This is a genomic window from Mycobacterium sp. MAA66, assembly GCF_041261665.1.
Classification (GTDB): Bacteria; Actinomycetota; Actinomycetes; order Mycobacteriales; family Mycobacteriaceae; genus Mycobacterium.
Genome location: NZ_JBGCCC010000006.1, coordinates 62,096 through 74,083, shown reverse-complemented (window position 1 = coordinate 74,083; position 11,988 = coordinate 62,096). Strand labels below are relative to the sequence as shown.

General features: G+C 65.1%; 10 protein-coding genes. 5 read left to right on the top strand and 5 right to left on the bottom strand.

All coding sequences use genetic code 11. The annotated features are described in order from the left end of the window. Nucleotides 1-40: 40 nt before the first annotated feature. Both hrpA and ABIA30_RS18100 read right to left on the bottom strand, forming a co-directional pair. A complete protein-coding gene (hrpA, locus tag ABIA30_RS18105; RefSeq protein WP_370067838.1) occupies nucleotides 41-3,940 on the bottom strand; it encodes an ATP-dependent RNA helicase HrpA in 3,900 nt (1,299 codons plus the stop codon). Nucleotides 3,941-3,964: 24 nt separating this feature from the next. After that, nucleotides 3,965-4,804, bottom strand: coding sequence for a helix-turn-helix domain-containing protein (locus ABIA30_RS18100; protein ID WP_370067836.1), 840 nt, complete (start codon nucleotides 4,802-4,804; stop codon nucleotides 3,965-3,967). Nucleotides 4,805-4,886: 82 nt separating this feature from the next. On the opposite strand from ABIA30_RS18100, the gene ABIA30_RS18095 reads away from it, so the two are divergent. From ABIA30_RS18095 to ABIA30_RS18085, 3 genes are read left to right on the top strand one after another with little or no spacing between them, the layout of a single operon-like run. Continuing rightward, nucleotides 4,887-5,939 carry a zinc-binding dehydrogenase gene (locus tag ABIA30_RS18095; RefSeq protein WP_370067835.1) on the top strand — a complete coding sequence of 351 codons (1,053 nt, stop codon included), beginning with the start codon at nucleotides 4,887-4,889 and terminating at the stop codon, nucleotides 5,937-5,939. Beyond that, nucleotides 5,936-6,331, top strand: coding sequence for a nuclear transport factor 2 family protein (locus tag ABIA30_RS18090; RefSeq protein ID WP_370067833.1), 396 nt, complete (start codon nucleotides 5,936-5,938; stop codon nucleotides 6,329-6,331). The genes ABIA30_RS18095 and ABIA30_RS18090 overlap by 4 nt, the downstream gene beginning before the upstream one ends. A gap of 8 nt (nucleotides 6,332-6,339) precedes the next feature. After that, a complete protein-coding gene (locus ABIA30_RS18085) occupies nucleotides 6,340-7,152 on the top strand; it encodes an SDR family NAD(P)-dependent oxidoreductase (RefSeq protein ID WP_370067831.1) in 813 nt (270 codons plus the stop codon). Between the two features lie 119 nt (nucleotides 7,153-7,271). Here ABIA30_RS18085 and ABIA30_RS18080 read toward each other — a convergent pair whose 3' ends face one another. After that, nucleotides 7,272-8,666, bottom strand: a complete 1,395-nt coding sequence (locus ABIA30_RS18080) for an oxygenase MpaB family protein (protein ID WP_370067830.1) — start codon at nucleotides 8,664-8,666, stop codon at nucleotides 7,272-7,274. Between the two features lie 112 nt (nucleotides 8,667-8,778). Here ABIA30_RS18080 and ABIA30_RS18075 point away from each other — a divergent pair, with 112 nt between their 5' ends. After that, nucleotides 8,779-9,369, top strand: coding sequence for a TetR/AcrR family transcriptional regulator (locus ABIA30_RS18075; RefSeq protein ID WP_370067828.1), 591 nt, complete (start codon nucleotides 8,779-8,781; stop codon nucleotides 9,367-9,369). 51 nt (nucleotides 9,370-9,420) lie between these two features. Here the strand turns inward: ABIA30_RS18075 and ABIA30_RS18070 are convergent, their stop codons facing one another. Continuing rightward, a complete protein-coding gene (locus tag ABIA30_RS18070) occupies nucleotides 9,421-10,026 on the bottom strand; it encodes a TetR/AcrR family transcriptional regulator (protein WP_370067827.1) in 606 nt (201 codons plus the stop codon). A 130-nt stretch (nucleotides 10,027-10,156) separates the two neighbouring features. Here ABIA30_RS18070 and ABIA30_RS18065 point away from each other — a divergent pair, with 130 nt between their 5' ends. Next, the gene (locus ABIA30_RS18065) at nucleotides 10,157-11,386 is read left to right on the top strand and encodes an acyl-CoA dehydrogenase family protein (RefSeq protein WP_370067825.1); all 1,230 of its coding nucleotides are present in this window, start codon (nucleotides 10,157-10,159) and stop codon (nucleotides 11,384-11,386) included. Between the two features lie 16 nt (nucleotides 11,387-11,402). Here ABIA30_RS18065 and ABIA30_RS18060 read toward each other — a convergent pair whose 3' ends face one another. Then, complete coding sequence (locus ABIA30_RS18060) at nucleotides 11,403-11,795, bottom strand: MarR family winged helix-turn-helix transcriptional regulator (protein ID WP_370067823.1); 393 nt, start codon at nucleotides 11,793-11,795, stop codon at nucleotides 11,403-11,405. Nucleotides 11,796-11,988: the final 193 nt, after the last annotated feature.

Here is an 11,988-nt window from a genome sequence, read left to right as displayed (position 1 = left end):
TCGGCGTGTTCCGGGGGAAGCACCCCCGAACACGCCGAGTTCACGGGACGATGGCGTCGATGGCGCGATAGATTCGCTGCTCGCTGACCGGCCGCGGGGTGCCGAGTTGCTGCGCCCAGAGACTGACCCGAAACTCCTCGATCTGCCGGGCGATGTCGCGGACATCCTCACCCTTGCCACGTAACGGTGAAAGCGTCTGTCGCAGTTCGTCGTAGGCATCCTGCACGGCATGTACCCGATCCATCCGCTCGCGGTCGGCAACCACGCCTTGGGGCAACCGCTCCAGCCGGCGGCCGATGGCGGTGAGGTACCGGGTCAGGTCTGCCAGATGGGCGACTCCGGTAGCCGCCACAAAACCCTTGGGCAGCAACGCCGCCAGCTGTGCGTGCACGTCCGCCACGGCGTCGGCCTGCGCGGCGGTCGGCTTGTCGGGCAGGCCGACCTGCGCCGCGTGGGCAGCGGTCAGCACGCGCTCGACGCGTCCGACGACATCCATGGTGCTCGACCCCAATTTGGCCGAGACCTGTTGCCGCAGCGCACCGAAATCTGCCGCAGTCCATACCGGTTTGGGTGCCAGTAACGCCACCGCGGCGTCCGCGCAGTCCTCCAACAGGGCCGCCAAGCTACCGTCCGGATTGGTGGACAGTGCCAATCGAGTTCGGGGATTCAAACCGCGCTCGACCGCCTTGGCCGGCGACGGTACCGCCAAACGCAGCAGTCGACGCATGCCGGCGCCCATGGCAGCGGACTGTTCGGCCTGGGTCGGGAACACTCGAATATCCACGGCTGCACCTGTATCCACCAGAGCCGGGAATCCTCGGACGGTGTGCCCGCCCGAGGTGTTCTCCACGAAGCGGGGCAACTCGATCAGATCATCGGGCCAGGACGGCAGGCCGGTGCGCTGCAGGTCGCCGGCCACGGCGCCGGCCACCGCCTGCCGGACCGAGCCGGCCAGTTTCTCATGCAGCGCGGCCAGGTCCTTGCCGCGGGCAACCTCTTTACCACCCGACTGCACAGCGAAGGTCACCCGCAGGTGGTCTGGGACCTTGCTGAGGTCGAACGCGTCGATCGGAACCAGAATTCCTGTGCTCCTGTGCAGTTCACGCTGGACCGCGTCCAGCAGTGCACCCTCGCCGGGGTCGATGAACGGCACCAGCGCGCGAGCAGTGTCGGGCGCGGGCACGAAGTTCCGGCGCAGGTCCTTAGGTAGCGACTTGATCAGCGCCGTGATCAAGTCCTCGCGCAGCGCCGGCACCTGCCAGGCAAACCCGTCTCCGCCGAGCCGGGCCAGCACCTCGACCGGAACATGCACGGTCACACCATCATCGGCGGCACCTGGCTCGTACCGGTAGCTCAGCGGCAGTTCGAGATCACCGGTCTGCCAGGTGTCCGGCTGCGCCTCGGAGGCCTCGGTACGCAGCAGGTCGTCGCGGGTGAAGGTCAGCAGATCCGGTGTCCGGTGCCGTTGCTTCTTCCACCAGGTATCGAAATGCCTTGCCGATAACGCACTTTCAGGAACACGCTGGTCGTAGAACGCGAACACCTCTTCGTCGCCGACCAACAGATCGCGACGTCGGGCGCGTTCCTCTATCTCCTCGAGTTCAGCGCGCAGCCGGGTGTTGTCCCGGAAGAAGTGGTGCCGGGTCTGCCAATCTCCTTCGACCAGCGCGTGCCGGATGAACAGCTCGCGCGACACCACCAGGTCCACCTGCCCGTAGCCGATCCGCCGGCGTGGCACCAACGGCAGTCCGTACAACGTCACCCGCTCGAAGGCCATGACAGCGCCCCGTTTGGCGTCCCAATGCGGCTCACTGTAGGTGCGCTGCAACAGATCTCCGGCAACCCGCTCGACCGCTTCGGGTTCGATGCGGGCCGCGACCCGGCCGAACAGTCGGCTGGTCTCCACCAGGTCGGCCACCACGATCCAGCGCGGCGGCTTCTTGGTGAGAACCGAACCCGGTGCCAAGACGAACCGCGAGTTGCGGGCACCTTGGTAATCCCGGGTCTCCCCTTCGCGCAAACCGACATGCGACAGCAATCCCGAGATCAATGCGCTGTGCACCCGGGCCGCGTCGGCGGGCTCGCTGGATTCACGGATCCCCAGATCGCCGGCAATGCTGCGCAACTGACCGACCAGGTCCTGCCATTCCCTGATCCTCAGGTAGTGCAGGAACTCGTTGCGGCACATCCGCCGGAAAGCACTGCCGGACAGCTCGTTTCGCTGCTCGCGCAGGTAGTTCCACAGGTTCAGGTAGGACACGAAGTCCGAGTGCTCGTCGGCGAAGCGCGCATGCTTCTGCCGCGCGGCCTCTTCCCGGTCGGCGGGCCGTTCTCGCGGGTCTGGGATCGACAGAGCTGCGGCCAGCACCAGTACCTCGCGGACGCAGCCCTCGGTGTCGGCCTGAAGGATCATCCGGCCGATACGCGGGTCCAGCGGCAGCCTGGCCAACCGTCGGCCGACGTCGGTGATGGCACCTGTCGCGTCGAAAGCACCCAATTCCTGGAGCAATTGGATGCCGTCGCGAATACTGCGGGCCTCCGGTGGATCCAGAAACGGGAATTGTTCGATATCGCCGAGGCCCAACGCGGCCATCTGCAAGATCACCGCACCGAGGTTGGTGCGCAGGATCTCCGGGTCGGTATATCGGGGCCGGGCGTTGAAATCTTCTTCGGAGTACAGCCGGATGCACACGCCTGGCGCCGTGCGTCCGGAACGCCCGGACCGCTGCGCAGCCGAAGCCTGCGAGATCGGTTCGATGGGGAGCCGCTGCACCTTGGTGCGCCGGCTGTAGCGGGAGATGCGCGCGGTGCCGGGGTCCACCACATACCGGATGCCCGGAACCGTCAGTGAGGTCTCGGCGACATTGGTGGCCAACACTATTCGCCGCGGACCGCCGGCCTTGCGCTGGAACACCCGCTGCTGCTCGGCTGTGGGCAGCCGGGCGTACAGCGGTAGCACCTCGGTGGGGAACACGTCACCGGAAAACGCGTCGCGCAATGCCTCTGCGGTATCCCGGATTTCGCGTTCGCCGGACAGGAACACCAATACGTCGCCGTCGGGTTCGGCCTCCAGCTCGCGGACGGCATCGACGATCGCCTCAGTCGGGTCACGCATCTCGGTACGGACGATCTCGTGGTCCGGATCATCGGGATCATCGCTGTCATCCCCGACGACAGGGACTTCCAGTGGGCGGTAACGGATTTCGACGGGATAGGTGCGTCCCGACACCTCGACGATCGGCGCGTCATGGCCATCCACACCGAAGTGCGCAGCGAACCGCTCCGGTTCGATGGTCGCCGAGGTGACGATGACCTTCAGATCCGGGCGGCGCGGCAACAACTCCCGCAGATACCCCAGCAGAAAATCGATGTTGAGGCTGCGCTCATGCGCCTCGTCGAGGATCAGGGTGTCGTACCGCAGCAGCCTGCGGTCGCGCTGGATCTCTGCCAGCAGGATGCCGTCCGTCATCAGTTTGACCAGCGTGCGGTCGCTGGCTTGGTCGGTGAACCGGACTGTGTAGCCGATGGCCCCGCCCAGTTGGGTTCCGGTCTCCTCGGCGATGCGCTGGGCCACCGTGCGAGCGGCCAACCGGCGCGGCTGGGTGTGCCCGATGGTGCCGCGGATACCCCGGCCGAGTTCCAGACAGATCTTCGGCAGCTGGGTGGTCTTGCCCGAGCCGGTCTCGCCCGCGACGATCACCACCTGGTTGTCCGCGATGGCGCGGGCGATCTCGGCGCGCCGATCCGTGACCGGCAGATCCGGATAGGTGATACGAGGTACCGCAGCCAGTCGCGCCGCCACCAACGCCTCGGCCTCGGCGATCTGCTGGGCGATCTTCTCCGGGCTGTCGCCTCGCAGGTTCTTCAGCTGCCGGCCCAGCCTGGCGGCGTCCCGGATGGTCAGACCATCGAGGCGGTCGCGCAGTTCAAGATCGGACACCGTAGTGAGGATAGTTGGTTGGCCTCATACGCCCAGCCGGTGAGCGGCCCGCATCACCCGCAGGCCCACCGTCTCCACCTGGCGCGCAGTCATCGGCCGCAGCGGATGTACCGCAAGGATCCGCGCCACCCGACGGTGCTCGTCGAGTACCGGTGCCGCGATGGTGGCCACCGGGTGCACCCCCGACTGCTGCAGACCCATGGTGGTGAACTCGGCCAGCAGCTGGTCGGTGATGCCACGTACATGCTCGGGCAGGCCGTCGCTGGGTAGGGTGCCGACGACCTGGGCGGCCCGGGTCAGTTCGGGGGTTGTCCAGTCCACGTCATAGCCACGCTGGCGGGTCTGGTTCAGTACCTGCTCGAGGCGCTCGCTCAGCCCGTCGACTGCCGAAGGCGCCCGAGCCATCCACTCCCGTTGTCCCGCTTCTGAATCCCATGCCGCGAAGGCAACGCCGAACGGCGGCGCATACCGGATCCGGTCCCCCGGCACGCCGGCTGACCCGCCCCCCTCGAAGGCCGTGATCACCAGCTCGTCGTCGACCCTTTCGACCACCGATGCCGGGTAACCCAATTGCTCGGACAGCTCTTTGGCTGCGAGGCGCGCCGCATGAGCCAGCGGCCGGGTCGCGTCGGTGCGAGCGGCGATGACAGCGAGGACCGGCCCGAGTGCGAAGGTCTTGTCGACGGAATCGCGGATCAACCACCCGCGGTCGCACAGGGTCTTGAGGATGGCATGCGCGGTCGCCTGGGTGAGCTCGAGTGCGCCGACGATGTCCGAGAATCGCGCTGATTCCTGGCCGGGTTGGGCCAGCAGTTCCAGCACATCGAGTACTCGCTCCGTCGGAGCCGATGTAGCACCGCGCACCCTTGACTCCTCGTTCCACGATTCTTACAGTCATTTTGTTATTTCGAGATCATATCTCGAATATTCGAGATTGGTGGTGGCAATGCGGGCGGTCGTTCTCCGCGGTGGCAAGTTGGACGTACGCGAAATCGCCGACCCACAACCTGGGCCGGGTGAATTGCTCTTGCGCATCCGCAGTACTGCGATCTGCGCCTCGGACGTTCACTTCATGGACTACCCGGAACTGAGCCTGCGCGACCCGACCGGCCGCTCACTGTATGACGCCGACCGCGACGTGGTGCTCGGCCACGAGTTCGTCGGCGAGGTCATTGCCCACGGCCCGGGCTGTACCGATCAGTTTCCGCCGGGCACCCGGGTCACCTCGATTCCGATCCGGCTGATAAACGGCGGATCCGACGGCGCACACATCATCGGCCAGCATCCCGAATCCCCCGGCAGTTTCGCCGAATTGGCGGTGGTTACCGAATCCATCGCGCGGGCAGTGCCCACTTCGGTCTCCGACGACGCCGTGGCGTTGACCGACGCCTTTGCCGTAGGCGAGTTCTATGTCCGTAGCGCCAATGTGCAACCCGACGAGGTACCGATCGTGGTCGGGGCCGGCGCAGTCGGTCTGTCCGCCGTGGCGGCTCTCGCGCGGCGCGGTATCGACCCGATCCTGGTCGCTGATTACCAGGGCGATCGGCGCGATCTGGCCCGCACGGGATTTGGTGCACACATCGCCGTCGACCCGACACGCACCCAGCCGTTGGACGCGGTTCGGCAGGTACGTGCCGACCGCGGACTATGGGGTGCCACCGTGGTATTCGAGTGTGTGGGTGCGGCCGGCCTGATCCAGGAACTGGTGAACAGCGCCGACATGGGCACCCGGATCTATTGCGCCGGTGGCTGGTACACCGGCGACACCCTCGACATCACCGCCGCGACCCGCCAGGGCGTGACCCTGCAATTCGGCGGCGGCCCCTGGCCGCAGGACTGGTACGGCACGCTCGACGCCATCGCCGCCGGAGAGCTGGATCCAACGCCGAGTATCGGGCAGGTCGTCACCCTCGATGAGGCACCCGAGGCCATCGATTTGGCCCGGCGCTCAGCCGGGCCACCGCGAATCATGATTCACCCGAACGGACTGTGCACATGAGCGATCGTGACGACATCAGCGACGTGCTGATCCGCTATGCCACCGGAATAGACCGCCGAGACTGGCCGACGTTCCGCACCGCATTCACCGCCGACTGTGTGCTCGACTACGGCGACATCGGCACCTGGAATGGGGTGGATGCCGTCACCGAGTTCATGGATCAGGCGCACGCCATGGCGGGGCACACCATGCACCGCCTGACCAACCATGCGATCTCGATCGACGGCGATACCGCAACCTCACGCACGTATGTCGACGGGCTGATCATGGCCGCCGACAACGTATCCGGCGTCAATGCGGTCGGCTTCTATGACGACGTACTGGTACGCACGGTCGACGGTTGGCGGATAGCCCAGCGCCGGTTCACTCCGGTTCGCGTGGTCACGATCTAGGAGGACTTGTGGAATTCGCAGCGAAGTACGGACCGTGGGCTCTGGTCGCCGGGGCCTCAGACGGACTCGGAGCGGCGATGGCCGACGAATTGGCCTGTCGCGGTGTCAACGTCGTGTTGCTGGCCCGGCGGCAAGCCGTCCTCGACGAGGTCTCGGCGGCGATCCGCGACAAGCACGGCGTCCAAACCCGGACACTGTCGGTCGATCTCGCTGAGCCTGGCGCCAGCGCCCGGGTTATCGAGGCTACCGCCGACCTACAGATCGGCTCATTGGTCTACTGCGCCGGCGCGGACCCCAACTTCGAACCGTTCCTGACCAGCCCGCTGGTCAACGCCGAGTCGTTGGTGCAACGCAATTGCGTTGTTCCACTTCAGCTCTGCCATCACTATGGGCGACCAATGGTCGACCGGGGCCACGGCGCCATCGTCATCTTCGGGTCCGGGGCCGGGTTCGCCGGCGGCCCGAACATGGTGGCCTACGGCGCCAGCAAGGCCTTCGACATGGTATTCGCCGAGGCACTCTGGGCCGAACTGCATGTCCATGGCGTCGACGTGCTGGGACTGATCCTCGGCAAAACCAACACTCCGGCGCTGCGGAAACTCGAATTCCGCAGAGGGGTAATCGAATCCGAGGATCTTGCGCCCAACGACGCGGCATCGGTCGATTCTGTGGTGGCAATGGCATTCGAGAATCTGGACAACGGACCGACATGTCTGGTCGGGCCAGAGATTGAGGCCGCAGCCCAACTGCTGGCCTCAGTCGGGCGCAATGATGCAGTCAAACTCATCACCCAGGCGATCGACGCATCCATGGGAGCCTGAATCACTGGGCCGAGATTGCCGTGCGGCACAAGAAGATCAAGTCTGGTCGATGACGACATCGGGTGCCGGAGTCAAGCCAAGGCCGTGTACCGCGTGGTTCGGCATACGCCGTCACACTGTCAGTCCGGCGGTTCGGATGTCGCCGGTGCATGCGGGATCGGGCAACCCGCGCCGACATCGGCCGTCTGATTGTGATGGTCATACGGCGTGCCGGTGACCCCGTTGCGCGCGGCCATGAATCGGGCGATCTTCACCGCGGCGCCCCACATTGCGGTGTCGCTGTCGCGTGACGCAGCACGGCGCGCAGCTCCCGGCGTGCGATCGAGCAGTCGACGGAAGCCGATGTTGGTGTGGACGAGCACAGCGGTGACGTTGGTCCACGGCCTGAAGTTGATGCCGGCAAGGCCGGTGCCGCGAACCATGGCGCGCGTGATGTCCTCGCCGCCGTAGTAGACCAGCAACCCGAGCAACGGGCCAATGGAAGCGCGCGTCAACCAACCCGAGCGCAAGGGTCCGTCGGCCGCCGCTCCGATCATGGTTTCGGTCCACTCAGAGGGCCCGCCCGCGTAGGCGACAACGAAGTCCATCGCCTCCAGTGCTTCCGCGACGTTCTTCGGGATGAGCTCTTCAGCGACACCGAACACATAGGCGATATATGACCAATACATCAGCGCCGCGTCCAGATCGGCACGGCTGCAACGACGTCCGTGTGCGTGGTCGATCAGCAGCGGCTGCAGCCCGAAGGTGATTGCCGCGTTCATCATCATCGCGTTGGAAATCGGGTTGCCGTGGTGGGCGAACTGATCGTCACCCCACGAGCGGCGCAATCCGGCACGCACCTGCGCGTGCATGAGCCGCACCCGGACGGTGTCTTTGAACGGATCGGCGAAACGCCCCAAGGCATTGCGGTAAGTCATGTTGCGAAACCAGGCCGCCGTTTCCAGGTTGCGGCGGTAGAAGTCGTTGACGAATCGACCGGTTTGTCCGGTGGCGTAGGCAACCTCGTCGCCAACAAACGTTCCGAAGGTGTCCCCCACAACCATGCCCAATTTGCCGGCCAGGGAGGCGTTGTTCCACAACTGTCGGCCCCGCTCCCACTTCTGCGAGTCGTACCAGTGCGGCGGGTGATCGAGGTGTTCGAACAGTGCGACCAGTTCTTGCGGCGGATTGGGCACCGACCCGATGCCGTGGTCGAGCGCCCGTTCCAGCAGCGCCCGTCCCTGCGCCATCCCGATCTCGCGGAACCGCACGACGACGGCATCCATCAACTCGTCGCCCTGCCAGAGGTGGTCGACGAATAGGTCGGTCCATGGGGTCGCCTTCGGCACGTCGCTGAATTCCATCCAAGGCGACACTTGTTGTCTGCGCGTACGCGTCCAGATCGGCTCGAACCGCAGGCGGGCAGGCGCTGGCCGCAAAGCCATACCCGGCCGCCAGTAGTAGTCGTACGGGTGGCCGCCGGCCGGTGCGCCGGGATCAGCAGAACGACGCTGTTCTTGAGTCGAGGAATCCATGCTCGAATGCTGACACGAGCTTTTACTCGCATACAATTCGTCTCGTGACGGCCCGATGAGCAGCACTTCAGGGGTTCCCCGCCGCGCGCCGCGGCAGGAACGCTCGCGTTTGATGGTTGAACGCATCCTCGACGCCGGACGGCAGGTGCTGATCGCGCGCGGATACGACGGCACCACGACGAACCGCATCGCGGAGACGGCCGGTATCAGCCCAGGGTCGCTGTACCAGTACTTTCCCAACAAGGACGCGGTCATCGTGGCGATAGTCGACGACTACACCGACCGCATTGTGCGCACAGTGACCACTCGTCTGGTGGAGCAGGTCGGGCGGCCCGAGGACATCCGCACGCTACGCGACGTCCTCGCAATCCTGCTCGATGCGATGAACGACCAACCCGAGTTGCTCCGCGCGATGATCGAACACACCCCCCGGCTCGGCATGGGCAACAAGATCGCCGATTTTGAGCAGCGTGTCGGCGAGCTCGCCATTGCCCATCTGCGGCTGCGCTCTCAACCGATCCATCACGCCGGCACCAGGGTCTGGATCGCAGTCCGTGCGGTCGAGCACCTGACCATCCGGTACGTGCTCGACCGTCCCTCGATCGATCACGACGAATTTCTCGACGAGCTTGCCGCACTCATGGCGTCGTACATGACGGTTCCCGGCCACCAGGACGACCCTGACGACGGCGCAGCGTCTTGATTGCCTTAGAACTGCTCCGGTTTGTGCTGTCGCCGGGCCGGTATCGCGCTGTCATCTCGCCCCCAGCAGCACTCCTGTCGCCAGAGCAACCCAGTCCGCGATATGCGGGTCGCGCAACGCATTACGACGATCGAATGCATACGTGAGCGCGACGCCGCGCATGCTGGTGTTGAGCGTTTCACGAACGCGGGCATAGTCGGGATGTTGATTGAGCGGCTCGCCGAACATGGCGTCGGTCACTGCCCGCACCTGACGGTAGAGAACACGCTCCTGTCGCTCGAGACTGGCGCACAGGTCGGCGTTGTGCCTTGCCGCAAGCCACAATTCGGTGGCGGCCCAGAAGTAGTCCTGCTGGTACGTCGACCACATCGATGCCACAGCCGCACGAATTCGCTCATGGGGATCGACCGGCCACCTGGTCCGCGTGCCCATCTCGTTGAATCGCGCTTCGGCAAGGTGTTGCACCGCTGCGACGAGCAGGGCGTCGCGGGAGGGGAATTGGTGCAACAGGCTGCCCCTGCTGACCTCAGCCATCTGCTGGATACGCAGAGTCGAGGTGCCGGCATAACCATGCTCCACGAGTGCTCGGACCGCGGCATCCAAGATGCGTTCCTGCACCGCAATGCCGCGGCGTTGCGCGCGACGAGGTTGCGTCATGGCACGTGGCCCTTTCGGTAGGCGAGTCACCCCTGGCCGTCGAGTGTCACTCAGAAGATAAACTAGTCAGAGTTGACTAGTTTATCTTGACTTGCCTACGCTCTGGCGCAACGACCGCAGGAGGACAGGCATGGACACCGAACCCGTCAGTCGGACCGCTGATCGCATGTGGCACGACGTCTTTCTGCCCGACGACGTGCAGCACATCCGCGCGATGGCCCGTGAGGCCGTCGCAAACCACCTTGCTCCGGTGGCGCGCGAGATCGCCCAACGCGAGGAGTCGGTCGAGTCGTTCCCGTGGAGCGCGTTCAAAGGCCTTGCCGCCGCGGGGTGTTTCGCGGTGCCGTTCGAGCGCCCGTTCGGCGCGGGGCTGGCGCACCCGATGCTGGCCACCTGCATCGTCACCGAGGAGATCGCGTACGAAAGCTCCAGTTTGGCCGGCGTGTTCGATGGGCAGTGCATCCTCAATGCCAGGGCACTATCGTTCGCCCAACCGCATGTCCGCGAGCGAGTCCTCCCCGGGCTGATCGGCGGCGATTTGGTTTTCGCATTCGCAACTACCGAGCCCAACGCATCAAGCGATCTGACCCCGACTGCGTTGACGACGGTCGCCACCCGAACCGCTGACGGGTTCGTCGTCAGCGGCCGTAAACGCTGGATCACCAATTCGATTGTGGCCGACTGGGTCTGCGTGCTGTGTCGCGACGGCGATACCAACAACGCAACCATGCTTCTTGTCGACATGCACTCCCCGGGAGTGCATGTCGGCCAACCGGATCTCAAAATGGGTCACCGCGGCCAGATCACGGCCGACATCGTTTTCGACAACGTCGCAGTGCCGGCAGACCAGGCGCTCGGCGATCCCGGCCGGGGCCTTGCCACTGGCCTGGCGTCATTGGCCGCCGGTCGCGTCGGCATCGCGGCAGCAGGCGTCGGCGTCGCCCAGGCCGCCTTGGATCTCGCGGTCTCGCGGCTACGTAGTCGCGAGCTATTCGGCCGCAAGCTCGGCGAAATGCAGTACTGGCAATACAAATTGGCCGAGCGTGCCACCGAGTTGGAAGCCGCGCGCGCGATGTACCAAAAGGCCGCGGTCCGGCTCGACCGCGGCGATCGCTCGGGCGAGCCTGAGGCGTCCATGGCGAAGTCCTATGCCACCCGCCTGGCCAACGACCTGGCTCGCGACGCCCTGCAGATTTATGGCGGCTATGGATTCGCCCGGCAAGTCTCCGCCACCGGGGAGACCTACCGACTGGAGGAGATCTACCGCGACGCCAAGATCCTCGAAATATTCGAGGGCGCCAACGAAGTGCTGCAGTGGGTCATCGCCCGCCACCTGATCGGCCGCGACATCACCGGGTAAGGAGTTCGCGGCCGGGTCACTGAATCGCGGCATCCAACCGTTTTTCGAGACCCTCGACGACGCGGAGAACGGTTGCGCGGTCCTGATCGTTCAGCCCACCGACGGTCATCTCCTCCATCTGACTCCAGACGTCCTCCAGCTGCTGACGCAATCCACGACTGGCCGGGGTGGCTTCGACCAGATGGGCGCGCTTGTCCTCCAGGCTCGGAGAACGGCGAACGAACCCCGCATGCTCCAAGCGTTGGATCATGCGGGTCATGGTGGCGGCATCCGAACTGGTGAGCCGCACCAGGTCGGCCTGCCGGAGTGGACCGAGATCCCAGAGATACATCATCACCAACTCCTGCCCCGGGTACAGCCCGAAGGGGCGGAGCAGATTCGCGATGATCATTCGCGACAGGCGTGCCACTCGAAAGACTGCATGGCTGACTGGGCCTCGCAGCGCCACGCTCGACAATGCGCTCTCGGCATCCGTCAACTGCCGATCTGCACCCTCTTTGGCCATCACTACACCCCTTCCTCGGTAGTTGTTCAATCAGCTTAGCTGATCAAACTGCCTTTGAAGTGCCTGTTGGAATAGCTTTTAGCATTTACCTGTTCGG